The organism is Enterobacter sp. KBR-315C3_2022 (assembly GCF_041399425.1).
Lineage (GTDB): Bacteria > Pseudomonadota > Gammaproteobacteria > Enterobacterales > Enterobacteriaceae > Enterobacter.
Map to the genome: position 1 here is coordinate 168,453 of NZ_JBGKEB010000004.1, position 23,480 is coordinate 191,932.

The window sequence follows — 23,480 nt, forward strand, 5'->3', positions numbered from 1 at the left end:
ATTGACAACCTATCAAATGGTTAAGAGGCGTGAATGAGTCAGGCGAAAACCGGCATCTTGCTTGCCAATCTAGGAACACCCGAAGCCCCCACCCCTGCAGCGGTAAGCCGCTATCTGCGCCAGTTTTTGAGCGACACGCGCGTTGTTGATACGCCGCGCCTGCTGTGGTGGCCGCTGCTGCGCGGCGTTATTCTGCCGATTCGTTCTCCGCGCGTGGCAAAGCTCTACCAGTCCGTGTGGATGGAAGAGGGCTCGCCGCTGATGGTGTACAGCCGTCGTCAGGAAAAGGCGCTGGCCGCCCGCCTGCCGGATATGCCGGTGGCGCTGGGCATGAGCTACGGCAAACCGTCGCTGGAAAGCGCAGTGGAAAACCTGCTGGCGCAGGGCGTTGACCACATCGTCGTGCTGGCGCTCTATCCGCAATATTCCTGCTCCACGGTGGCAGCCGTCTGGGACGAGCTGGCGCGCATTCTGGCGAAGCGCCGCCGCATTCCGGGCATCACCTTTATTCGCGACTACGCGGATAACGATCTCTATATCAAGGCGCTTGCCAGCAGCGCGCGCGCGTCGTTTGAAAAGCACGGCGAGCCGGATCTGCTTCTGCTCTCCTATCACGGCATCCCGCAGCGATTCGCCAATGAAGGGGACGATTATCCGCAGCGCTGCCGCGACACCACCCGCGAGCTGGTCTCCGCGCTCGGCCTGCCGCCGGAGAAGGTGATGATGACCTTCCAGTCGCGCTTCGGGCGCGAGCCGTGGCTCACGCCGTACACCGATGAAACGCTCAAAATGCTCGGCGAGAAGGGCGTGAAGCACATTCAGGTGATGTCGCCGGGCTTCTCGGCGGACTGTCTGGAGACGCTGGAAGAGATCGCCGTACAAAATAAGGAGTTCTTCCTCGAAGCGGGAGGAACGAAGTATGAATATATTCCGGCACTTAACGATTCTCCTGAGCATATCGAGATGATGGCCTCTCTGGTGACCAACAGCCGCTGATCGCGCTGAAGGCCGGGTTTGTGCTACCATTCCCGGCCCATATTCCTTGCATAGCTCAGACCATGAAATTTCCCGGTAAACGTAAATCCAAACACTACTTTCCCGTCAACGCCCGCGATCCGCTGCTGCAGCAAATTCAGCCCGTAAACGAAACAAGCGCGGCATGGGTGGTCGGTATCGACCAGACGCTGGTGGACATTGAAGCGAAAGTGGATGACGCGTTTGTCGCCCGTTACGGGCTGAGCGCCGGGCATTCGCTGGTGATTGAAGATGACGTTGCGGAAGCGCTGTACCAGGAGCTGGTGCGTGAAGATCTGATCACCCATCAGTTCGCCGGGGGAACCATCGGCAACACGATGCACAACTACTCCGTGCTGGCAGACGACCGCTCGGTGCTGCTGGGCGTGATGTGCAGCAATATCGAAATCGGCGGCTACGCCTATCGCTACCTCTGCAACACCTCCAGCCGTACCGACCTGAACTATCTACAGGGCGTTGACGGGCCGATTGGCCGCTGCTTTACGCTGATCAGCGATTCCGGCGAGCGCACCTTTGCCATCAGCCCGGGCCACATGAACAAGCTGCGCGCCGAGAGCATCCCGGAAGAGGTGATCGCGGGCGCTTCTGCGCTGGTGCTGACCTCCTACCTGGTGCGCTGCAAGCCGGGCGAGCCGATGCCGGAAGCGACCATGAAGGCGGTGGAATACGCGAAGAAATACAACGTGCCGGTAGTCCTGACGCTGGGCACTAAGTTCGTGATCGCCGATAACCCGGAGTGGTGGCAGGCCTTCCTGAAAGAGCACGTCTCGATTCTGGCGATGAACGAGGAAGAGGCCGAGGCGCTGACCGGCGAAAGCGATCCGCTGCTGGCTTCTGATAAAGCGCTGGACTGGGTCGACCTGGTGCTCTGCACCGCCGGGCCGGTGGGGCTGTATATGGCGGGCTTCACCGAGGAAGAGAGCAAGCGTAAAACCCAGCATCCGCTGCTGCCGGGCGCAATTGCCGAGTTCAACCAGTACGAGTTCAGTCGCGCAATGCGCCACAAGGACTGCGAAAATCCGCTGCGCATTTTCTCCCATATCGCCCCGTACATGGGCGGGCCGGAGAAGATCATGAACACCAACGGCGCGGGCGACGGCGCGCTGGCGGCGCTGCTCCACGACATCACGGCTAACGCTTACCACAAAACCAACGTGCCGAACTCCAGCAAACACACGTTCAGCTGGCTGACCTATTCGTCGCTGGCGCAGGTGTGCAAGTACGCGAACCGCGTGAGCTATCAGGTGCTGAACCAGCACTCGCCGCGCCTGACGCGTGGCCTGCCGGAAAGGGAAGACAGCCTCGAAGAGGCGTATTGGGACAGGTAAAAGAAGACCCCTCACCCTAACCCTCTCCCCATAGGGGAGAGGGGATCGCTCGGAGCCGTCTTTTCTCCCTCGCCCCTATGGGGAGAGGGCGGGGTGAGGGGGTATCAGGGCACAAAACCTACCCCGTTACCGCCTCTTCTACCGGCGGTTTCTCCAGCAGCGTCAGCATCGTATTCGCAATTTCACGCTCGCCCATCACCACCTGATTCGCACCGCGCTCGGTGATGTAGTCCACCTCGTCGTCATAGTGCGCGCGGGCGATAATCTCGATGGTCGGGCATTTTTCCCGGGCGGTAGCCACAATCTCACCCGCTTCATAGCCGTTCGGAATGGTCAGGAGCAGCCAGCGGGCGCAGTCCAGATGCGCCAGATTCATGATCTCTTCGTTGGCCGCATTGCCTAACACCGCGCGAATGCCGCGCTCGCGCAGCTCGTCAACGCGGGTGCGCGAGGTTTCAATCACCACCAGCGGAATGCCCTGCGCCATCAGCTTCTCGCCGAGCAGGCTGCCGACGCGGCCAAAGCCGACCAGCAGCGCGTGGTTGCAGATATCCACCGGGATCTGCTTCTCTTCTTCCGTCGCCTCTTCCAGCGTCTGCTCTTCAAGGGTTTCGGTTTTCTCGAGGTATTTCTCCAGCAGGGCAAACAGCACCGGGTTGAGCATAATCGAGAGGATCGCCCCCGCCAGCACCAGGTTTTGTCCGGCCTGCGGCAGCAGGTCCAGCGCCATGCCCAGGCCCGCGAGGATAAAGGCAAACTCACCGATCTGCGCCAGGCTGGCGGCAATGGTCAGCGCCGTGCGCGGCGAGTGGCCAAACATCCGCACCAGGAAGAAGGCGGCAACAGATTTACCGAAGATAATGATCGCCAGCGTGCCCAATACGGCCAGCGGCTGCTGAATCAGGATCAGCGGGTCAAACAGCATCCCCACGGAGACGAAGAACAGAACCGCGAAAGCATCGCGCAGCGGCAGCGTGTCGTGCGCGGCGCGGTGGCTCAGCTCGGATTCGTTCAGCACCATCCCGGCGAAGAACGCGCCCAGCGCGAAGGAGACGTCGAACAGCTCGACGGCGCCGAAGGCAATGCCCAGCGCCAGGGCCAGAACGGAGAGGGTGAACAGCTCGCGCGAGCCGGTCGCCGCGCTGCGGGACATGATCCACGGCACCAGGCGACGGCCCACCAGCATCATAATGGCAATAAACGCCACCACCTTACCGATGGTGATACTCATATCCAGCGCCAGCGAGGCAAAGCCGACGTTGTCTTTTTCCATCATTCCGGCGACGGCCGGCAGCAGAACCAGCGTCAGCACCATCACCAGATCTTCAACAATCAGCCAGCCAATGGCGATTTGCCCGCGCTGGCTGTCTATCAGCTGCCTCTCCTCAAGCGCGCGCAGCAGCACCACGGTGCTGGCGGTTGAGAGACACAGCCCAAAAACGATGCCGGTCATCAGCGACCAGCCAAGCAGTGCCGAAAGCGCCATCCCCAGCAGCGTCGCCACGCCGATTTGGGCGATTGCGCCGGGTATGGCGATGGACTTTACCGCCATCAGATCCTTCAGCGAAAAGTGAAGACCGACGCCAAACATCAGCAGAATCACGCCTAATTCCGCCAGTTCGGGAGCCAGTTTGGTATCCGCAACAAAACCTGGCGTAAACGGTCCCGCCAGCACACCCGCTAACAAATAGCCTACAAGAGGAGAAATACGAAGTTTATTGGCAATCATGCCAAGGATAAAAGCAAGCACAAGTCCACCAACAATGGTGGTGATAAGCGGTGTGGCGTGGTGCATTCCGTCTCCTTTCGTTGTGGGTGTTCCATTTTTGGCGAAAAACCAAAAAAACCGAGTAATAGTTTATGACAATTTATGCGCTTATGTTTATGAATAATTGTTGAAGTTTGATTAAAACAGCAATATCCGTGAAAAAAAGCGCATTTTGACAAATTCGAAGGAGAGGGTGAGAGGAAACCCTTATGGCAACAGGGGGGAAGGTCGCCAAAGTTACACTTTGGCGACCGGTAAATCAGGCTTTGTGACGGTTATCAGGCAGGAATATGGTCAACATCCCAAGAAGCGGCAGGAAAGCGCAGATTTTATAGACCAGGAAGATGCTGGTGTGGTCCGCAACCATCCCCAGCACCGCTGCGCCAAGGCCGCCCATCCCGAAGGCAAAACCGAAGAACAGCCCAGAAACCATGCCGATACGGCCCGGCAGAAGCTCCTGCGCATAGACCAGAATCGCCGAGAAGGCCGATGCGAGGATAAAACCAATGATCACGGTTAAAATGCCCGTCCATTCAAGGCTTGCGTAGGGTAAAACAAGGGTAAACGGCGCTACGCCGAGGATAGAGCCCCAAATGACGTATTTACGCCCAATTTTATCGCCAACAGGCCCGCCAATGACCGTACCGGCGGCCACCGCAAATAGGAAGGCAAACAGGTGGAACTGCGCGTTTTGTACCGATAATCCGAATTTTTGCATCAGATAAAAGGTGTAATAGCTGCTGATGCTCGCCATATAGAAGTATTTCGAAAAAATCAGCACCAGCAGCACGCTAACGGCCAGAATAACCTTATTGCGAGGGAGGGGATTGATTACCTTCGCTACAGGTTTGCCTTTATTAACGCGGTGCTGAGCGGCGTACCAGCGGCTGATCTGAATCAGCACGATAATCGCCAGCAGGGCGGCCAGCACGAACCACGCCACGTTGCCTTTGCCGTAGGGGGCGATAATGACCGCGGCCAGCAGCGGTCCGAGCGAGCTGCCGAAGTTGCCGCCCACCTGGAACAGCGACTGCGCCAGGCCGTGGCGGCCGCCGGAGGCCATCCGCGCCACGCGGGATGATTCCGGGTGGAACACCGACGAGCCGGTGCCCACCAGCGCTGCCGCCACCAGCACGGCTTCAAAGCTGCCCGCCATCGCCAGCAGCACCAGCCCGCTTAGGGTGAAGCACATGCCAATCGGCAGCGACCACGGCATCGGATATTTATCCGTCCAGTAGCCCACCACCGGCTGCAGCAGCGAGGAGGCGAGCTGGAAGGTGAGGGTGATCATGCCGATCTGCACGAAGGTTAATGAGAACTCTGACTGCAGCAGCGGATAAATCGCCAGAATCAGCGACTGGATCATATCGTTGAGCAGATGAGAGAGACTGATTGCGCCTAAGACCTTAAAAGAGGTGCGCGATTTTGGCGGCGAGGCCGGAGTTGTTTCACTGATTGCCATAAATACCACGTTGTTTTGTTATTAGAAGTGCAGGGAGTCATTATTATCCGACTAACATACCCGTCCGTGACTTTTGATGAAAGTCGCAATTCTGAAAACATATTTGTCTATTCTTATTACTCATTGTAATTTTTGCGTTTGTTTACGGGTCAGGGAGAGAGAAATGAAATTAATGAAGCGTGGCGTTGCGCTGGCGCTGTTCGCCGCATGGGGCATGGCAAGCCTGCCGGCGCAGGCCTACGAGCAAGATAAAACCTACAAAATCACAATATTGCATACCAACGATCACCACGGCCATTTCTGGCGCAGCGAATATGGCGAATACGGTTTGGCGGCGCAAAAAACGCTGGTGGACGGCATTCGCAAAGAGGTTGCGGCGCAGGGCGGCAGCGTGCTGCTGCTTTCAGGCGGCGATATTAATACCGGCGTGCCGGAATCGGATTTACAGGACGCGGAGCCGGACTTCCGCGGCATGAATTTAATCGGCTACGACGCGATGGCCGTCGGCAACCACGAGTTTGATAATCCGCTCTCGGTTTTGCGCCAGCAGGAAAAGTGGTCCAAATTCCCGTTCCTCTCGGCCAATATCTATCAGAAAAGCACCGGCGAGCGCCTGTTTAAGCCGTGGGCGCTGTTTAAGCGCCAGGATCTGAAAATTGCCGTGATCGGCTTAACCACCGACGATACGGCGAAAATCGGTAACCCGGAGTTTTTCACCGATATCGAGTTCCGCAAGCCCGCGGATGAAGCGAAGCTGGTGATTCAGGAACTTCAGCAGAACGAGAAGCCGGACGTGATCATCGCCACCACGCACATGGGGCATTACGACAACGGCGAGCATGGCTCCAACGCGCCGGGCGACGTGGAGATGGCGCGCAGCCTGCCTGCGGGGTCGCTGGCAATGATTGTGGGCGGTCACTCGCAGGATCCGGTCTGCATGGCCTCTGAGAATAAAAAGCAGGTGGACTACGTGCCGGGCACGCCGTGCGCGCCGGATCGCCAGAACGGCATCTGGATCGTGCAGGCGCACGAGTGGGGCAAATACGTGGGCCGCGCGGACTTTGAGTTCCGCAACGGCGAGATGAAGCTGGTGCACTATCAGCTGATTCCGGTCAACCTGAAGAAAAAAGTCACCTACCCGGACGGGAAAAGCGAGCGCGTGCTGTACACCCCGGAAATTGCCGAGAACCCGCAGATGCTCTCCCTGCTGACGCCGTTCCAGAACAAGGGCAAAGCGCAGCTGGACGTGAAGATCGGCACGCTCAACGGCCGCCTTGAAGGGGACCGCAGCAAGGTGCGGTTCGTTCAGACCAACATGGGCCGCCTGGTGCTGGCCGCGCAAATCGCTCGCACCGGCGCCGACTTTGGCGTGATGAGCGGCGGCGGCATTCGCGACTCCATCGAAGGCGGAAACATCACCTATAAAGACGTGCTGAAGGTGCAGCCGTTTGGCAACATCGTGGTGTATGCCGACATGAGCGGAAAAGAGGTGATTGAGTATCTGACCGCCGTTGCGCAGATGAAGCCGGACTCCGGGGCCTATCCGCAGTTTGCTAACGTCAGCTTCGTGGCAAAAGACGGCAAGCTTAACGATCTTAAAATTAAGGGCGAGCCGGTCGATCCTGGCAAAACCTACCGCATGGCGACCTTAAGCTTTAACGCCACCGGCGGCGACGGCTATCCGCACATCGATAACAAACCGGGCTATGTGAATACCGGCTTTATCGATGCGGAAGTGCTGAAGCAGTATATTCAGGAGAACTCGCCGATTGACGTGAATGCCTATGAGCCGAAAGGCGAGGTGAGTTGGCAGTAGCGCGGTTGTGTTGCCGGGTGGCGGCTATGCCTTACCCGGCCTACATTCGAATCGTAGGCCCGGTAAGCGCAGCGCCACCGGGCAATTTTCTCACTCCCGGCGCGCAATATCCGCAAATTTCGCGTCCAGCATTTTCGCCAGATCGCTCGCCGCCAGCTCAATATCCAGCCCGCGCTTGCCGCCTGAAATGTAGATGGTGTCAAACGCCTGGGACGGCGCATCAATCAGCGTCGGCAGCCGCTTTTTCTGCCCGAGCGGGCTGATCCCACCGACCAGATAGCCGGTCGTGCGCTGCGCCACCATAGGATCTGCCATATCGACCTTTTTCGCGCCCAGCGCTTTGGCCACCTTTTTCAGATCCAGCTGCCCGGCGACGGGCGTCACCGCAACGGCGAGGTGCTTCATGTCGCCGTTTACCGCGACCAGCAGCGTTTTGTAAACCTGGTCCGCATTCAAACCCAGCTTACGCACCACTTCATCACCAAAGTTGGTCTCGTGCGGATCGTGATCGTAGGTGTGGATCGTGAAGGGAATCTTGTTTTTTTCGAGTAATTTAACGGCGGGAGTCATAGCTATCCTTCTTACGACAGACAATTCATGCTGACAGCATACGCCTGACGTTTGTCTAAAAAATAGCACCATCTTGCGCATATAGTGTTGGCAGTGATGGTCACTTTGAGCGACAATCGGCTCAACCGAAGGTCTCCTTCGGCATAATAAAAACGATGAAATTCCTCTTTGACGGGCCAATAGAAATATTGGCCATTTTTTTATTTCAGCAGCGACGGCAAATTTCCTTCCCCGTACAAATGCAGCGCCCCAACCGCCACCACGTATCGTCCGGCCGGAAGATCGTGCAGCGTTTCTCGCCATGCCTGGTTACGCGCGTTCATCAGCACATCATACAGCGACGCGCTGAACGTTGACGGCAGGGAGAACTTTCCGTCCGTCGGCGGCGCGTCCAGCCACCAGCCGATCATCGTTTGCAGCAGTCGGGCGTTGGTGTGCCAGTGGGTGAGGGTATCATCCAGCAGCAATTTGCCATCGTCCGGCAGCTGGCGCAGGAGCGCTATCTGGCTGTCTGCGCCCTCCAGCTCAATCACCGGCAGGCTACGCGCGCGCGCAACGTTCAGAAGCTGGTAATCAATGCCGTAATCACCGCGCAGGCCCAGACGCTGCGCCTGCGTGGCTTGTAATACCATCGCGATTTGCCACAGCGGCAGGGTATCAATCATGGAGAGCGAGACGCCAGTCTCATCCGCGACGCGCGTCAGTTCCGCAAGCTGGGCTTCATTCAGGCGTTCCGCCAGCGGAACGTCGCTTTCCAGCCCGGCAAACGGCGATTCATGGCCGGAGATATCGGCCTCAACCACCAGCGCGTCGGCCTGCTTCATCAGCGTTAACAGGCCGGGAGGCAGCGGAGACATATCCTGCGTGCCCATATGGATGCTGCCCACCAGGTGCAGATGCTGGCCGCCGGGCAGCGAGATGTCCATACCGGGCCATGCATAGCGGCGGGGGAACAGGGCGCGAAAGGATGATTTTATACGATTAAACAGGCCCATACGCGCTCCATGAACGGAAAGGTTCATGCTAGCGCGTACGGGTACAAGGTTCAATCCTTCGGTTTAAACCGCAGCAGCCGGTTGGCGTTGCTCACCACGGTGATGGAGGAGAGCGCCATCGCCGCGCCCGCCACGACCGGATTCAGCAGGGTGCCGGTGAGGGGCCACAAAATCCCGGCGGCAATCGGGATGCCGAGCGAGTTGTAGATAAACGCCCCGAGCAGGTTCTGCTTCATGTTGCGCAGCGTGGCTTTTGAAATCGCCAGCGCGTCCGCCACGCCCATCAGGCTGTGGCGCATCAGCGTAATGGCCGCGGTTTCGATGGCAACGTCGCTGCCGCCGCCCATCGCGATCCCCACGTCCGCCTGCGCCAGCGCAGGAGCGTCGTTGATGCCGTCGCCGACCATAGCGACCTGACGCCCCTGGGCCTGCAGCCGTTTAATCGCCTCCGCCTTGCCGTCCGGCAGCACGCCCGCGATCACCTCGTCAATGCCCGCCTCTTTGGCGATAGCGTTGGCGGTAGTCGGGTTATCCCCGGTCAGCATCACCAGGCGATAGCCCGCGCGGTGCAGGCGAGCAAGCGCGTCGACGCTGTCCTGGCGCAGCGGGTCGCGAACGGCCAACAGCGCGGCGGTTTTGCCGTCTATCGCGAGCAGAACCGGCGTCGCGCCCCGGGACGCCTGGGCCGTCAGTTCGCCGTCGAGCGCGGAGGTATCAATGCCGTTTTCATTCAGCAGCGCCTGGTTACCCAGCAGCAGCGTATGGCCTTCGGCGTCACCGCTAACGCCAAGCCCGCGCAGGGTGCGGAAGTTAGTCACCTCCGGCAGGGCCGCATTGCCCGCTTTGTCGAGTATCGCGCGCGCCAGCGGATGGCTGGAGCCCTGCTCCAGCGCGGCGGCAAGGCGCAGCGCGTCGGCGTCTGATAAGCCAACGGCGGTCACGGCCACGACCTGCGGCTTACCTTCCGTCAGCGTTCCGGTCTTATCGAACACCAGCGTATCGAGCGTGCTGGCGCGCTGCAGGGCGTCGGCGTCGCGTACCAGCACGCCGAACTCGGCGGCGCGACCCACCCCGGAGATAATCGACATCGGCGTCGCCAGGCCGAGCGCGCACGGGCAGGCGATGATCAGCACCGTGGTGGCAATCACCAGCGTATAGACAATCTGCGGCGCCGGGCCGAAGACGTACCAAATCGCGGCGCTCAGCAGGGCGATACCCACGACCACGGGCACAAAAATGGCGGAGATTTTATCGGCCAGCTGGCCAATTTCAGGCTTGCTGCTCTGCGCCTGGCGCACCATGCGGATAATGCGCGACAGCGTAGTGTGGCTGCCGACCGCGCTGGCGCGGAACAGCACGCTGCCGTCCTGGACGACCGTCCCGGCATGAACCGCATCGCCCTGCGATTTTTGCTGCGGAATCGGCTCCCCGGTCAGCATCGCTTCGTCAAGCCAGGCTTCGCCCTGGGTAATTTCACCGTCAACCGGGACGCGGTCGCCGGTGGTCAGGCGCAGCGTCATGCCGGGTTGAACGTCAGACAGCGGAACGCTTTTTTCGCCGTCGTCGGTCACGACGCGCGCGGTTGGCGGGGTTAAGTCGAGCAGTCGTTCCAGCGCTTTCGAGGAGCGCTGGCGCGCGCGCGCTTCCAGCATATGGCCCAGGTTAATCAGGCCGATAATCATCGCGCTCGCTTCATAGTAGAGATGGCGCGCCTCCATCGGGAACCACTGCGGCCAGACGTTAACGCTCATCGAATAGAGCCACGCCGCGCCCGTGCCGAGCGCGACCAGCGTGTCCATCGTCGCGGTGCGGTTTTTCAGGCTTTTCCAGGCGCTGGTGTAAAAATGCCCGCCCGCAAAGACCATCACGCCGAGCGTAATCAGGCCAATCACCAGCCACAGCGTGCGGTTGTCGTCGGTGACCATCATGTTGTCACCGATCATGCCCCACACCATCACCGGAATACCGACCAGCAGGGCAACAATCGCCTGCCAGCGGAAGCGCTTCATGGTGGCGATGGCGGTTTCCTGCTGGCGCTCGCGACGCTTGATGTCATCCTCAATCGCCTCTGCGCCGTAGCCGGCTTTTTCTACCGCCTGTACCAAATCTGCGGCGGAGGCGCTGCCCATCACCAGCGCAGTGCGCTCCGCAAGATTCACCCGTGCCTGCGCGACGCCCGGTACGGCCTGCAAGGCGTTTTGTACCCGGGAGACGCAGCTGGCGCAGCTCATGCCGTTGATCAGCAGCTGTTGGCTGTCATCAATATCATCCGCTGCCGGAAGCTCAGGAGTGGCCGCTGTCAGTGCTTCCGACGGGAGTGATGACTCTGCCAGCGGTTTAGCCTTTGGGTGGCTCAGCTCCGCTCCGTAACCCGCCTGCTTAACGGTGTCGATCAGCGCATCCGCGCTGGCGCTGCCGATAACGACGGCGCTATCGACGGTCACATCAGCGCTTTCCACGTCTGGGCGCTGCTCCAGGCTTTCTTTTACGCGTTTGACGCAGTGGCCGCAGGAGAGGCCGTCCAGCGTCAGGTTGATAGTGTGAGACATAGCAAAACTCCCGTATAATGATGTGGTCACTTATTGACCTGTAGCATGCTTTTCGCTAACTGCTATAAAGGTTAAACCTTCCATCAAGGGGAAGGTCAAGGGGGAAATGTGAATATCAGCGATGTTGCCAAAAAAACCGGGTTAACCAGCAAAGCGATCCGCTTTTATGAAGAGAAGGGGCTGGTGACGCCGCCGCTGCGCAGCGAAAACGGCTACCGCAGCTATACGCAGCGGCACCTCGACGAGCTGACGCTGCTGCGCCAGGCGCGGCAGGTGGGGTTTAATCTTGAAGAGTGCGGCGAGCTGGTGAACCTGTTTAACGATCCGAAGCGCCACAGCGCCGACGTGAAAAAGCGTACGCTGGAAAAGGTAGCCGAAATCGAGCGCCATATTATCGAGCTGCAGGCAATGCGCGAACAGCTGTTACAGCTGGCGGATTCCTGTCCGGGTGATGACAGCGCCGAATGCCCGATTATCGACAACCTTTCCGGCTGCTGTCACCGCAAAATTCCGGGCTGACGGGGCGTTAACATGAATACCACCGTGCCGCGATACCACCTGGAGTGAAGCGGGGTACGTTGCTCATCCCACTCGCCATGCTGGACCACGCCAATTTTGAACGGGATGCGTATCTTATTCAGCGCGGGGAGGTAGTCGGCATAATGCGTAACGGTTTTACGACCCTGATAGGTTTGCACTACGATCTCATCGACAGGCAGCGCATTAAGCACATCCACCTCGCCCGTTTTAGCCCAGTCCAGTAAGCCCGTCACGCCTAACGCATATTTCCGCGGTATTTCCGCCCTCAGGCGGTGCAGGAATGTAGCATAAAGGTCTAATCGTGGGGTTGCCGCATCAAAATCAACCTGCAACCCTATCACATGATTTCCGGCATTACGCCAGTTTTCCAGCAGCCTCGTCAGCCGCTGCAGAACAGGTGTTGGCACATCAAGCGTGGTAAAGCGAACGGTTAACCAAAGTGCAGGGAAATGAAGCTTACTTACCGGTAGACCCAACTTTTGAAAGGTCACCCTTTTTCCACCTGCATTGATTTCTCCCTGGTGAAGATAAACCGTATGGGCATTTTTCATTTCAGACGTAGGCGTGACACCTGACCAGAGCCAAAACTCCTGATAGTGAGCGGCATTAACTCCGGCGCTAGCGCCGGATGTTAATAGCAGAGCGCCGATTACCAGTAGTATTTGAGCTTTTGCGCCCATGGGCTTCCGGGATACTGGGTTTTGAGCTGGTTAAACCACCCTTTACGCTGGAGCAGATCTACGTCCTCCCCGCCGCAATCGTTATAGCCGGAGGGGCTATAGCACATGATTGCGCGATAAAGCGCGAAGCTTTTGTCTTCATGTTCAGCTTTTGAGTCAGTGATAATCTGTTGGTAATAGCCCTGGCGCCCATCTGTCGCGGGGGAATTGGCATCAGAAATTGCGTCATCAAGAATATCGTTGCCGTAGAATTCTGACTCTATATCTATTTTTACGTTCGTTGTGCGGAAAAATTCTCCCAGACAATTAAGCGCATGCGCATCCTGAGGCTTTTTACTTAACGTAACTACCGTCTCTTTCAGTGCCGGACAGAAATAATTTTCTTCCGCATCCGTTCCATCCCAGTCAAATACCGCGAGATTCACATCAGAAAAGTTCTTCGTGATAACCGGCTGGAGAATATGGCTTTGTAATGCGATGTCATCCAGCCATTCTTTATAATTGCCGTAGATTAAATCTTTTAACAGCAGAGTGTGTAACGCAATGGTCTGCTCTTCCTTATTGGGACCTTGTTTGGCCTGCTGACGCAAAAGTTGTGGTGAAGCGACGGTTTTGAGCACCAGGGAGCGATAGCGGAGGTTCGTCACCTGGCTGTCCGGCATAAAGATGCGATCTATATGATTATCATAGATTTCTGTTGCCGCCAGATGAGCCTGCAGATATTGCTGCTGTTCAAAGCTCCGGTTCAAAGTCATTAATTTCAGCCAGTGCTTGCGTGCCGTTGGCCATTGATTGAGCATCATCAACGCTTTGCCATACAACACTTGTTCGCTAAAGCTTAATAACGTTTCGGACGGTGCCGTCGCCGGTACGATTGCATCAACAATGGACTGATAATTTTGTTGAAAATAGTGCCGACTGAGAACGAGATAATTCCAAAGCGGCAAGTTATGACTGGCCTCGAAGCCTGGCTTGATCTTCTCAAGCAGTGCATCATCTACAAGTATCGCATCACTACCACGAGCTTGCTCGCGCAACAGGCGTAAAATCTGGGTAAAGGTAATCAAAGGCGCTTCCGGGGCGCTAATAAATAACGTCTGCTGCTGGGTGAGATCTTTACTTTGCAGTTTGGCGTCATTTTCTGCCACAAGCGCAATAAGCTGCTCTGCCGTTTTCGCCTGCTGCATTTCCGTTTCATACAGTTTAGCGAGGGAATCCCAGTCCTTCAGATACCAGTTTATGCGACGTAAAAGCCCGCGGGTCGAGGCTGCATATTTGCCTTCAGGCCATTGTTTAAGATAAACATCAGCCCAGCTAAGCGCCTCAAGTGCAGCATCCCCTGAAATGTTGTTCACAGTAAACTCCCCATAACGCCCATTGGCATGCTCGCTACTTTGGTTCAGAGCAGTGCGCATCAGCATGTAGGTGGCGGTTTCTGCCAGCCAGGGGTGCTTTGCGTCTTTTAGCTTTGTGAAAAACTCTTTTGCAGTGAGATATGAGCCAGTATAAAAACTGTTGGCACCCAACAAATAATCTCGATACTGGGCGGCAACGGAATTCTCAGGCAGCGGGAGTTCGGAAATGAGCTTTTGATTATAGTCATTGCCCGTCGTCAGCAGTCTGGCTTTTGCCAGCACGGTACGTTGTTCAGACGTTAGCGCGTCGTCAGCAAGGATGGCGGCATAAAATTGAGAAAAAGCATCGATGTTATTTGATGCAAACCGATCGGATGAGTCATCATTCCTGAATTCAGCAGCGCTGAGCATGTCATTCGTGATATTCAGCGCTTTTAACTGCTCATCGAGTACAGGGTTTACGACGGGTTCGGCATCCTCTTTGTAAGGACGGGTATACCAGTCGTCAAGATGAAAAGCGAAGTAGTAGTCCCGGCTGCGTGAAATGTCGGGTGGTTCCGTTTGTGTGGTTAATGCTATATGCGCTCTATCTGCTGTGAGGCGAAGTAAATTATCGCGCGTATCATTAGTCATTGAGAGGAAAGGGGGACTTGTCAGGACACAATTTTCTGTCCCCCAGGAGCAATAGCTTACATCTACAGATGCGAATGCTTGGGTACTCAATAACAGTGTCAGTATCATCCCTGATTTACGTACAAACATATCCCTGCCTTAAGAAACGTTATCCCTGATACGCCTTCACCCGCAGCGTAATCCCTTCGACAGCCACGACCTCAACCTGCGTTCCCGCGCTGAGGTCGGCGTCGGCGATCACCGGCCACGAGCTGTCGCCCACGCGCATGTGCCCACGTCCGTTCACCAGCGCGTTATCCAGCGTAAAGCGTTGGCCGACGATCTGCAGACCGCGCTGGTTGAGCCTGGCGTCCGCGGGCTTTTGCGCCTTCACCTGGCGGTTCAGCCAGCGCCACCACAGCCAGGCGGCGGCCAGCGTCAGGACGGCGAACAACGCGCCCTGCGACGCCCAGCCGAAGGGCAGTATCCAGATAATCAGGCCCGTGATCACCGCGGCGATGCCGCTCCAGAGCAAATAGCCGTTACCGCCGAGCATCTCGGCGGCCAGCAGTAGCCCGCCAAGGCTCAGCCAGAAGGCGTGAGGATGCGCGACGATAATCTCGATCATTTTTTACGCTCGCTGCCGCTGTCTTTTATCAGTTCAGCGATCCCGGCGATCGATCCCATCAGGCTGCTGGCTTCCAGCGGCATCATCACCACTTTGCTGTTATTAGCAGAGCCAATCTCCTTCAGCGCGTCGGTATATTTCTGCGCCACGAAGTAGTTCACCGCCTGGATATCACCGGCGGCAATCGCCTCGGAAACCATCTGGGTTGCGCGGGCTTCCGCTTCGGCTGAACGCTCGCGCGCTTCTGCCTGGAGGAACGCCGACTGGCGATCGCCCTCGGCCTTCAGGATCTGCGACTGCTTTTCACCTTCAGCTTTCAGGATTTCGGCCTGGCGGATGCCTTCAGCCTCAAGAATGTAGGCGCGCTTGGTACGCTCGGCCTTCATCTGGGCGTTCATCGATGCGATCAGCTCTGCCGGTGGACGCACGTCGCGGATCTCAATGCGCGTAACCTTGATGCCCCACGGATTGGTTGCCTCATCGACGATATGCAGCAGGCGGGTGTTGATGCTGTCGCGCTGGGAGAGCATCTCGTCCAGCTCCATTGAGCCGAGCACGGTGCGGATGTTGGTCATCGTCAGGTTCACAATCGACAGTTCCAGATTGCTGACCTCGTACGCGGCCTTCGGCGCGTCGATCACCTGAATAAAGCAGACCGCGTCAATGGTGACGTTGGCGTTATCTTTGGAGATGATTTCCTGAGATGGAATATCCAGAACCTGCTCCATCATGTTGATCTTGCGACCAATTCTGTCCATAAACGGCACAATCAGGTTCAGACCCGGCGGCAGGGTATTGGTGTAGCGACCGAAGCGCTCGACGGTCCACTGGTAACCCTGCGGCACGGTTTTGACCCCGGCACCGACGACAACCAACACAACGAGGATAAGGACCGGAACAACGATGAGCATAAAAACCTCCTGTTTTGCATGCTGCTGTGGAAAAACGTGCGTGTTTGTTGACCCCCAGTATACGAGGAAAGTCGCATTACAATCACTAATGCCGTTAGACTACTCCTAATTATTAGGATAAAGACAGGGAATAGCATGAAAGATAACGACGCGATGCTAAACGTCGCGGATGTGGGCTACCGCGTGGGTGAAACCACGATTCTGGAGAGCGTCAGTTTCACCCTCTCGCCGGGCGAGTTCCGGCTGATTACCGGGCCGTCCGGCTGCGGTAAAAGCACGCTGCTGAAAATCATTGCCTCGCTGCTAAGTCCAACGTCGGGCACGCTTTTTTTCGAGGGAAAGGATATCGCGACGATCTCCCCTGAAGCGTACCGCCAGCAGGTCTCGTATTCGGTGCAAACGCCGACGCTTTTTGGCGATACGGTGTATGACAACCTGATATTTCCCTGGCAAATCCGCAGCAAAACGCCCGATCCCGAGCGCCTTTCCGCCGATCTGGAGCGCTTTGGCCTGTCGGGTGACACGCTCACTAAGTCCGTTTCCGAACTTTCGGGCGGCGAAAAGCAGCGCGTCTCGCTGATCCGCAACCTGCAGTTTTTGCCCCGCGTCCTGCTGCTGGATGAAATTACCAGCGCGCTGGACGAGGTAAACAAGCGCAACGTGAATGATATTATTCATCGCTACGCAAAAGAGCAGAATATTGCCGTGCTGTGGGTCACACACGACGCAAGCGAAATAGAGCACGCGGACGACGTCATAACGCTGCGTCCACACCGCAGCACGCAGGAGGCACACCGTGGGTGAACACAACATTACCAACGAATCGCTGGCATTTTCGATGGTGCTGGTACTGGTTGCGATTATCGTCAGCAACCGGGAAAAGCTGGGGCTGGAGAAGGACATCATCTGGAGCATTTGCCGCGCGGTGATCCAGCTGGTGATCGTAGGCTACGTCCTTAAATACATCTTCAACGTCGACCACGCGGTGCTCACGCTGCTGATGGTGCTGTTCATCTGCTTCAACGCGGCGTGGAATGCGAAAAAGCGGAGCAAGTACATTGACAGGGCCTTTACCTCCTCGTTTATCGCGATTACTGCCGGTACGGCGCTGACGCTGGCGGTGCTGGTTTTCTCCGGCTCAATTGCCTTCACGCCGATGCAGGTGATCCCCATTTCCGGGATGATTGCGGGCAATGCGATGGTGGCGGTCGGGCTGTGCTACAACAACCTTGGACAGCGCTTTAGCAGCGAACAGCAGCAGATTCAGGAGAAGCTCAGCCTGGGCGCCACGCCGAAGATGGCTTCCGCGCGGCTGATACGCGACAGCATTCGCTCGTCGCTGATCCCGACGGTGGATTCTGCAAAAACGGTGGGGCTGGTAAGCCTGCCGGGGATGATGTCCGGGCTGATTTTTGCCGGGATCGACCCGGTGAAGGCGATTAAGTATCAGATTATGGTGACGTTTATGCTGCTGTCGACGGCGAGCCTGTCGACCATTATTGCCTGCTACTTAACCTATCGGAAATTTTACAACGCGCGCCATCAGCTGGTGGTCACGCAGTTGAAGAACGTGCGCTAAGCGCGCCACCGTCAAGTTCATCAGCTTTTGTAGGCCCGGTAAGCGTCAGCGCCACCGGGCAATTTCGTTAGTACAGCAGAGCGTAAAGCTGACGACGATACTTCGACGCCAGCGCGTCACCCGTTCCCAGCGCGGCGAGAATTTCCTGGAACATCTTGCGCGCCTGGCCGTCCGCGGCCGCCAGATCCGTTTTCAGATGGCTAAACAGCAGCTCAAGCGCCTCTTCGTTGCGCCCTACCTGATGCAGCTGCAGCGCCAGCTGGCTGGCCAGCGCGGCGTCGGCCGGGTTGTCGGCAACCTGCTGCGAAAGCTGCTGGATCTCCGGCGTATCCGCCGCCTGCTTGAGCAGGTCAATCTGCGCCACCAGGCCCTGATAGCGGGTATCCTGATCCTGCATTGGGATAGTTTTCAGCACCGCTTCTGCATCCTCCGAGCGGTGCAGGGCAATCTGCGTTTCCGCCAGCAGCAGGCCAATCTGGCTCTCCTGATTCGACAGCTGCCACGCCTCTTTCAGCAGCGGCAGCGCCTCGTCGTACTTGCCTTCCTGCATCAGCGCCATGGCTTGCTGCGCCTTCAGCTCTTCTTCGCGCGGCAGCACTTTATCCAGCAGGGCGCGGATCGCCTCTTCAGGCTGCGGCCCCTGGAAGCCGTCCACCGGCTGGCCGTTCTGGAACAGGTAGACGGTTGGAATGGCGCGCAGGCCGAACTGCGAGGCCACTATCTGCTCGGCGTCGCAGTCGAGCTTTGCCAGAAGGAACTGGCCGTTGTACTGCGCGGCAAGGCGTTCAAGCACCGGCGTCAGCTCAAGGCAGTGCTGGCTGCGTTCAGACCAGAAGTAGAACAGCACCGGTTTCGTCACCGACTGTTCGAGCGTCTGGTGCAGGTTTGCTTCGTTAATGTTTACGATATTCTGTGCGGACATGCGGCCTTCTCTGTTTATCGGTTTGTTCTATACATGGGGATGCGCGACGAGGCTTCAACTCACCCCTGTAAAATTTTGTCCATCAGGCGGCCCGGCAGCAGGCGCTTGAGCAGGCCCACCGCGTGGGTGACCAGCGTCACCGGATAGCGAAGTTTTGGACGCTCGCTCTCAAAAGCGTGGCGCACTTTGGCGACAACGGCGTCGGGCCCGAGGGTAAATCGGGCGGCAATGCCCGGGTTTTCGACCGGTTTATCCGCCTGCGTCTGGTTAACGTTTTCGGTAAAGCGGGTGCGGATGGGGCCGGGCTCAATCAGGCTGACCTTAATCCCGCTGTGGCGCAGCTCCATGCGCAGGGCGTCGGACCAGGCCTCCAGCGCATATTTGCTCGCCGCGTAGGCGCCGCGCCCCGGTGTGGAGATCAGGCCCATGACCGAGGAGGTCATCACGATGCGCCCCTCGCCGTGGGGCAGCATGGCGGGCAGCAGGCGCATGGTGAGCTGATGTACGCCAAAGAAATTGGCGGAAAACTGCTGCTCAAGCTGGTCGCGGGACAGCGTTTGCAGCGGGCCGTACACGCCGTAACCGGCGTTATTAAACAGCCCGTACAGACGGTTGTCGGTCAGGGCGATAACCTCATCGGCGGCGCGTTCGATGCTCTGCGGCGAGTCCAGATCGAGCTCCACGCCGGTTAAGCCCATGCCGTTCATGCGGGCGACATCTTCGGGCTTGCGGCAGGCCGCCAGCACCCAAAATCCCTGGCGCTTCAGCTCAAGGGCGCTTTCAAGACCAATACCGCTGGAACATCCTGTAATTAAGACCGATTTTTGCATAACTTTACCTGTCATGAACTCAGCTTTTTGACGAGTCATGGTTAACTAAAGGGGCGAGCCGCGTTGCCATCCAGTCGGCAATAAACGGCTGCGCGTCGCGATTGGGGTGGATCCCGTCGTCCTGCATCCACTGGGGCTTCAGATAAACCTCTTCCATGAAAAAGGGCAGCAGGGGAATATCGAACTCCTTCGCAAGCTTAGGGTAGATTGCGCTAAAGGCTTCATTATAGCGGCGTCCGTAGTTGGCGGGCAGGCGAATTTGCATCAGCAGCGGCTCCGCGTTAGCGGCTTTGATAGACTGCAGGATGGTGCGCAGGGTTTGTTCGGTTTGCTGAGGCTGAAAGCCGCGCAGGCCGTCGTTGCCGCCGAGTTCGACCAGCACCCAGCGCGGCTGGTGCTGCTTGAGCAGCGCGGGCAGGCGCGAAAGCCCCTGCTGCGACGTATCGCCGCTGATGCTGCCGTTTACCACCGCCGGTTTGGTCTGCCATTTATCGCTGAGCAGAGCGGGCCAGGCGGCATTCGCCGCCATGCGATAGCCTGCGCTCAGGCTATCGCCGAGAACAAGTAACGTGTCCGCTGCCGCCGCGCGGAAGGTCATTAGCATCAAAAACAGGAAGGGCAAATGCCAGCGGAAAACAGTGTTGAAGTTCATCATCTTAAGAAGTCCGTCGGTCAGGGGGAACACGAGCTTTCCATCCTTACCGGAGTTGAACTCGTTGTCAAACGCGCCGAAACCATTGCGCTGATCGGTGAGTCAGGGTCCGGCAAGTCCACGCTGCTGGCGATTTTAGCCGGGCTGGACGACGGCAGCAGCGGCGAGGTGCACCTGGTGGGCCAGCCGCTGCACGCCCTGGACGAAGAGGCGCGCGCCGCGCTGCGGGCACGCCATATCGGTTTCGTCTTTCAGTCCTTCATGCTTATTCCCACGCTCAACGCGCTGGAAAACGTCGAGCTGCCGGGCCTGCTGCGCGGCGAACATACCCGCCAGAGCCGCGATCACGCCAAAGCTCTGCTGGAACAGCTGGGGCTGGGAAAGCGTCTCGATCATCTTCCGGCGCAGCTTTCCGGCGGCGAACAGCAGCGCGTGGCGCTGGCGCGCGCGTTTAACGGCCGCCCCGAAGTGCTGTTTGCCGACGAGCCGACCGGCAATCTGGACCGCAAGACCGGCGACAAAATTGCCGATCTGCTGTTTTCGCTCAACCGCGAACACGGCACCACGCTGATTCTGGTGACGCACGATCCGCAGCTGGCGGCGCGCTGCGACCGACGCCTGCGGCTGTTTAACGGCGTTCTTCAGGAGGAAGCATGATTGCCCGCTGGTTCTGGCGCGAGTGGCGCTCGCCCTCGCTGCTGATCGTCTGGCTGGCGCTGAGCCTGGCGGTGGCGTGCGTGCTGGCACTCGGCAGCGTGAGCGACCGCATGGAAAAGGGCCTTAGCCAGCAGAGCCGCGAATTTATGGCGGGCGACCGCACGCTGCAAAGCTCCCGCGCAATCCCTCCGGACTGGACGGAAGAAGCCCGCAGGCTGGGGCTGAAGGTGGGGGAGCAAATCACCTTCCAGACCATGACCTTCGCGGGGGATACGCCGCAGCTTGCCAGCGTTAAGGCCGTCGATGGCATTTACCCGATGTACGGCGAGCTGCAGACCAGCCCGCCGGACCTGAAGCCGCAGCCCGGCACGGTGCTGCTGGCCCCGCGCCTGATGGCGCTGCTTAACTTAAAACCGGGCGACAGCATCGACGTCGGCGACGCCACGCTGGAAATTGCCGGGGAGGTGGTGCAGGAGCCTGATTCCGGCTTCAACCCGTTCCAGCTTGCCCCGCGCCTGCTGATGAACACCGCGGACGTGGCGAAAACCAGCGCCGTTCAGCCGGGAAGCCGCGTCACCTGGCGCTACAAGTTTGGCGGCACGCCCAGGCAGCTGGCGGCGTATGAAAAGTGGCTGCTGCCGCAGCTTAAGCCGGAACACCGCTGGTTTGGGCTGGAGCAGGACGAAGGCGCGCTGGGCAAATCCCTTGAGCGCTCCCAGCAGTTCCTGCTGCTTTCGGCGCTGTTAACCCTGCTGCTGGCCGTGGCGGCCGTCGCCGTGGCGATGGGGCACTACTGCCGCAGCCGCTACGATCTGGTGGCGATCCTCAAAACCCTCGGCGCGGGCAGGGCGCAGCTGCGCAGGCTGATCGTCGGCCAGTGGCTGATGGTGCTGGCCCTATCTGCCGTGACCGGCGGCGCGATTGGCCTGCTGTTTGAAAAGCTGCTGATGGTGCTGCTGAAGCCCGTGCTGCCCGCCGCGTTACCGCCGGCAAGCCTCTGGCCGTGGCTGTGGGCTATCGGGGCGATGACCGTGATATCGCTGCTGGTGGGGCTGCGTCCGTACCGGCTGCTGCTGGCGACCCAGCCGCTGCGCGTGCTGCGCCGCGACGCGGTGGCTAACGTCTGGCCGCTGAAGTTCTATCTTCCGGTCATCATCGCCGTGGCGGTGGGCCTGCTGGCCTGGCTGATGGGCGGCAGCACGCTGCTGTGGGCGGTGCTGGCGGGGGCCGTTGTGCTGGCCCTGCTGTGCGGCGCGGTGGGCTGGCTGCTGCTTAATCTTCTGAAAAAACTGACCGTGAAATCCCTGCCGATCCGGCTGGCGGTGAACCGCCTGCTGCACCAGCCGTGGTCAACCCTGAGCCAGCTTTCGGCGTTTTCGCTGTCGTTTATGCTGCTGGCGCTGCTGCTGGTGTTGCGCGGCGATCTGCTCGACCGCTGGCAGCAGCAGCTTCCGCCGGAAAGCCCGAACTATTTTCTGATCAACATCGCCCCGGAGCAGGTGACGCCGCTGAAGGCGTTCCTTTCCGAGCATATGGTTGCCCCGGAATCGTTCTACCCGATCGTTCGCGCGCGGCTGACGCAAATTAACGGTCAGCCGACGGAGGGGAATAAGGACGAAGCGCTTAACCGGGAGCTAAACCTGACGTGGCAGGACGCGCGCCCGGACCATAACCCGATTACCGCCGGGAGTTGGCCGCCGAAGGCGGGCGAGGTCTCGATGGAGGAGGGGCTGGCGAAACGCCTGAACGTGGGGCTGGGCGACAGCGTGACCTTCACCGGCGACACCCAGGACTTCAGCGCCAAGGTCACCAGCCTGCGCAAGGTCGACTGGGAAAGCCTGCGGCCGAACTTCTTCTTTATCTTCCCTTCCGGCGCGCTGGACGGACAGCCGCAGAGCTGGCTGACCAGCTTCCGCTGGGAGAACGGCAACGGCATGCTGACGCAGCTTAACCGCGAGTTTCCGACGGTCAGCCTGCTGGACATTGGCGCGATCCTCAGGCAGGTAGGGCAGGTGCTGGAGCAGGTGAGTCGCGCGCTGGAGGTGATGGTGGTGCTGGTGACGATCTGCGGCCTGCTGCTGCTGCTGGCGCAGGTGCAGGTCGGGATGCGTCAGCGCCACCAGGAGCTGGTGGTCTACCGCACGCTGGGGGCCAGCAGGCGCCTGCTGCGCACCACGCTGTGGAGCGAGTTTGCCCTGCTGGGGCTGGTGGCCGGTCTGGTTGCCGCCGTCGGCGCGGAAACCGCGCTGGCGCTGCTGCAAACCCGGGTCTTCGACTTCCCGTGGCAGCCGGATCTGCGGCTGTGGCTGGCGCTGCCCGTCTGCGGCGCGGTGCTGCTGTCGCTGTGCGGCGGCTGGCTGGGAAGTCGGCTGCTTAAGGGCAAGGCGCTGTTCCGCCAGTTCGTGAGTTAGTTTACGGTCGTGATGATTACGCACCGGTTTGTATGCCGGTGCGTAATCCCTTGGTAGCACAAAAAGATAATACCCGGACGTTTAGTAGCACAAATCATTAAAAACCTGCCGACACAGCCCCTTTATTTCCAGTTAATATTCATCCGCTAAATATTTAGCAGCGTGTCTATCAAGGAAAAA

General features: G+C 58.6%; 20 protein-coding genes. 8 read left to right on the forward strand and 12 right to left on the reverse strand.

What is annotated here, in order from left to right; translation table 11 throughout:
• Positions 1-33 precede the first annotated feature (33 nt).
• Positions 34-996, forward strand: coding sequence for a ferrochelatase (gene hemH, locus AB8804_RS06710; RefSeq protein ID WP_371184441.1), 963 nt, complete (start codon positions 34-36; stop codon positions 994-996).
• 62 nt (positions 997-1,058) lie between these two features.
• Complete coding sequence (locus tag AB8804_RS06715; protein ID WP_371184443.1) at positions 1,059-2,363, forward strand: inosine/guanosine kinase; 1,305 nt, start codon at positions 1,059-1,061, stop codon at positions 2,361-2,363.
• 118 nt (positions 2,364-2,481) lie between these two features.
• On the opposite strand, the gene ybaL is transcribed toward AB8804_RS06715, so the two are convergent.
• Together ybaL and AB8804_RS06725 are read right to left on the reverse strand one after the other, a co-directional pair.
• Entirely contained in the window at positions 2,482-4,158 is a 1,677-nt protein-coding gene (ybaL, locus tag AB8804_RS06720) for a YbaL family putative K(+) efflux transporter (protein ID WP_371184446.1), read from the reverse strand.
• A gap of 232 nt (positions 4,159-4,390) precedes the next feature.
• Complete coding sequence (locus AB8804_RS06725) at positions 4,391-5,593, reverse strand: MFS transporter (protein WP_371184449.1); 1,203 nt, start codon at positions 5,591-5,593, stop codon at positions 4,391-4,393.
• 163 nt (positions 5,594-5,756) lie between these two features.
• Here AB8804_RS06725 and ushA point away from each other — a divergent pair, with 163 nt between their 5' ends.
• Complete coding sequence (gene ushA, locus AB8804_RS06730) at positions 5,757-7,409, forward strand: bifunctional UDP-sugar hydrolase/5'-nucleotidase UshA (RefSeq protein ID WP_371184451.1); 1,653 nt, start codon at positions 5,757-5,759, stop codon at positions 7,407-7,409.
• A 90-nt stretch (positions 7,410-7,499) separates the two neighbouring features.
• Here ushA and ybaK read toward each other — a convergent pair whose 3' ends face one another.
• From ybaK to copA, 3 genes are all read right to left on the reverse strand, one after another.
• Entirely contained in the window at positions 7,500-7,979 is a 480-nt protein-coding gene (ybaK, locus tag AB8804_RS06735) for a Cys-tRNA(Pro)/Cys-tRNA(Cys) deacylase YbaK (protein WP_371184454.1), read from the reverse strand.
• A 200-nt stretch (positions 7,980-8,179) separates the two neighbouring features.
• Positions 8,180-8,974: a TraB/GumN family protein gene (locus tag AB8804_RS06740; RefSeq protein ID WP_371184456.1), complete on the reverse strand. Its 795-nt coding sequence runs from the start codon at positions 8,972-8,974 to the stop codon at positions 8,180-8,182.
• A 50-nt stretch (positions 8,975-9,024) separates the two neighbouring features.
• A complete protein-coding gene (gene copA / locus AB8804_RS06745; RefSeq protein ID WP_371184458.1) occupies positions 9,025-11,523 on the reverse strand; it encodes a copper-exporting P-type ATPase CopA in 2,499 nt (832 codons plus the stop codon).
• 108 nt (positions 11,524-11,631) lie between these two features.
• Between copA and cueR the strand changes: the two genes are divergently transcribed.
• Positions 11,632-12,042, forward strand: coding sequence for a Cu(I)-responsive transcriptional regulator (cueR, locus tag AB8804_RS06750; RefSeq protein ID WP_371184460.1), 411 nt, complete (start codon positions 11,632-11,634; stop codon positions 12,040-12,042).
• On the opposite strand, the gene AB8804_RS06755 is transcribed toward cueR, so the two are convergent.
• Genes AB8804_RS06755 through AB8804_RS06770 form a run of 4 tightly spaced genes read right to left on the reverse strand, consistent with a single transcriptional unit; the run spans position 12,021 to position 16,249 of the window.
• Complete coding sequence (locus AB8804_RS06755; protein ID WP_371184462.1) at positions 12,021-12,743, reverse strand: DUF3142 domain-containing protein; 723 nt, start codon at positions 12,741-12,743, stop codon at positions 12,021-12,023. The two genes, cueR and AB8804_RS06755, sit on opposite strands and share 22 nt — an antisense overlap.
• Complete coding sequence (locus AB8804_RS06760; protein WP_371184464.1) at positions 12,713-14,860, reverse strand: hypothetical protein; 2,148 nt, start codon at positions 14,858-14,860, stop codon at positions 12,713-12,715. Before AB8804_RS06760 ends, AB8804_RS06755 begins: the two co-directional genes overlap by 31 nt.
• A gap of 19 nt (positions 14,861-14,879) precedes the next feature.
• Positions 14,880-15,338 (reverse strand): NfeD family protein, encoded by a 459-nt coding sequence (locus tag AB8804_RS06765; RefSeq protein WP_371184466.1) that lies wholly within the window; start codon positions 15,336-15,338, stop codon positions 14,880-14,882.
• A complete protein-coding gene (locus AB8804_RS06770) occupies positions 15,335-16,249 on the reverse strand; it encodes an SPFH domain-containing protein (protein ID WP_371184468.1) in 915 nt (304 codons plus the stop codon). The genes AB8804_RS06765 and AB8804_RS06770 overlap by 4 nt, the downstream gene beginning before the upstream one ends.
• A 135-nt stretch (positions 16,250-16,384) precedes the next feature.
• On the opposite strand from AB8804_RS06770, the gene fetA reads away from it, so the two are divergent.
• Positions 16,385-17,053, forward strand: a complete 669-nt coding sequence (gene fetA / locus AB8804_RS06775; RefSeq protein WP_371184470.1) for an iron ABC transporter ATP-binding protein FetA — start codon at positions 16,385-16,387, stop codon at positions 17,051-17,053.
• Positions 17,046-17,828: an iron export ABC transporter permease subunit FetB gene (gene fetB, locus AB8804_RS06780; RefSeq protein ID WP_371184472.1), complete on the forward strand. Its 783-nt coding sequence runs from the start codon at positions 17,046-17,048 to the stop codon at positions 17,826-17,828. Before fetA ends, fetB begins: the two co-directional genes overlap by 8 nt.
• A gap of 67 nt (positions 17,829-17,895) precedes the next feature.
• Here the strand turns inward: fetB and AB8804_RS06785 are convergent, their stop codons facing one another.
• From AB8804_RS06785 to tesA, 3 genes are read right to left on the reverse strand one after another with little or no spacing between them, the layout of a single operon-like run.
• Complete coding sequence (locus AB8804_RS06785) at positions 17,896-18,750, reverse strand: co-chaperone YbbN (RefSeq protein ID WP_371184474.1); 855 nt, start codon at positions 18,748-18,750, stop codon at positions 17,896-17,898.
• 59 nt (positions 18,751-18,809) lie between these two features.
• The gene (locus AB8804_RS06790; protein WP_371184476.1) at positions 18,810-19,619 is read right to left on the reverse strand and encodes an SDR family oxidoreductase; all 810 of its coding nucleotides are present in this window, start codon (positions 19,617-19,619) and stop codon (positions 18,810-18,812) included.
• Complete coding sequence (gene tesA, locus AB8804_RS06795) at positions 19,600-20,232, reverse strand: multifunctional acyl-CoA thioesterase I/protease I/lysophospholipase L1 (protein ID WP_371184623.1); 633 nt, start codon at positions 20,230-20,232, stop codon at positions 19,600-19,602. The genes AB8804_RS06790 and tesA overlap by 20 nt, the downstream gene beginning before the upstream one ends.
• Here tesA and ybbA point away from each other — a divergent pair.
• Positions 20,203-20,889 (forward strand): putative ABC transporter ATP-binding protein YbbA, encoded by a 687-nt coding sequence (ybbA, locus tag AB8804_RS06800; RefSeq protein ID WP_371184478.1) that lies wholly within the window; start codon positions 20,203-20,205, stop codon positions 20,887-20,889. The two genes, tesA and ybbA, sit on opposite strands and share 30 nt — an antisense overlap.
• The gene (ybbP, locus tag AB8804_RS06805) at positions 20,886-23,300 is read left to right on the forward strand and encodes a putative ABC transporter permease subunit YbbP (protein ID WP_371184480.1); all 2,415 of its coding nucleotides are present in this window, start codon (positions 20,886-20,888) and stop codon (positions 23,298-23,300) included. The genes ybbA and ybbP overlap by 4 nt, the downstream gene beginning before the upstream one ends.
• The last annotated feature ends 180 nt before the right edge of the window (positions 23,301-23,480 follow it).

Bases quoted from the DNA above. Each gene is read 5' to 3' on its own strand.
- AB8804_RS06760 (WP_371184464.1), bottom strand. From the start codon at position 14,860: ATGTTTGTACGTAAATCAGGGATGATACTGACACTGTTATTGAGTACC.
- ybaK (WP_371184454.1), bottom strand. From the start codon at position 7,979: ATGACTCCCGCCGTTAAATTACTCGAAAAAAACAAGATTCCCTTCACG.
- ushA (WP_371184451.1), top strand. From the start codon at position 5,757: ATGAAATTAATGAAGCGTGGCGTTGCGCTGGCGCTGTTCGCCGCATGG.
- tesA (WP_371184623.1), bottom strand. From the start codon at position 20,232: ATGAACTTCAACACTGTTTTCCGCTGGCATTTGCCCTTCCTGTTTTTG.
- copA (WP_371184458.1), bottom strand. From the start codon at position 11,523: ATGTCTCACACTATCAACCTGACGCTGGACGGCCTCTCCTGCGGCCAC.
- ybbP (WP_371184480.1), top strand. From the start codon at position 20,886: ATGATTGCCCGCTGGTTCTGGCGCGAGTGGCGCTCGCCCTCGCTGCTG.
- fetA (WP_371184470.1), top strand. From the start codon at position 16,385: ATGAAAGATAACGACGCGATGCTAAACGTCGCGGATGTGGGCTACCGC.
- ybaL (WP_371184446.1), bottom strand. From the start codon at position 4,158: ATGCACCACGCCACACCGCTTATCACCACCATTGTTGGTGGACTTGTG.
- AB8804_RS06765 (WP_371184466.1), bottom strand. From the start codon at position 15,338: ATGATCGAGATTATCGTCGCGCATCCTCACGCCTTCTGGCTGAGCCTT.
- AB8804_RS06725 (WP_371184449.1), bottom strand. From the start codon at position 5,593: ATGGCAATCAGTGAAACAACTCCGGCCTCGCCGCCAAAATCGCGCACC.
- AB8804_RS06740 (WP_371184456.1), bottom strand. From the start codon at position 8,974: ATGGGCCTGTTTAATCGTATAAAATCATCCTTTCGCGCCCTGTTCCCC.
- hemH (WP_371184441.1), top strand. From the start codon at position 34: ATGAGTCAGGCGAAAACCGGCATCTTGCTTGCCAATCTAGGAACACCC.
- AB8804_RS06715 (WP_371184443.1), top strand. From the start codon at position 1,059: ATGAAATTTCCCGGTAAACGTAAATCCAAACACTACTTTCCCGTCAAC.
- AB8804_RS06770 (WP_371184468.1), bottom strand. From the start codon at position 16,249: ATGCTCATCGTTGTTCCGGTCCTTATCCTCGTTGTGTTGGTTGTCGTC.
- AB8804_RS06785 (WP_371184474.1), bottom strand. From the start codon at position 18,750: ATGTCCGCACAGAATATCGTAAACATTAACGAAGCAAACCTGCACCAG.
- AB8804_RS06755 (WP_371184462.1), bottom strand. From the start codon at position 12,743: ATGGGCGCAAAAGCTCAAATACTACTGGTAATCGGCGCTCTGCTATTA.
- ybbA (WP_371184478.1), top strand. From the start codon at position 20,203: ATGCCAGCGGAAAACAGTGTTGAAGTTCATCATCTTAAGAAGTCCGTC.
- AB8804_RS06790 (WP_371184476.1), bottom strand. From the start codon at position 19,619: ATGACTCGTCAAAAAGCTGAGTTCATGACAGGTAAAGTTATGCAAAAA.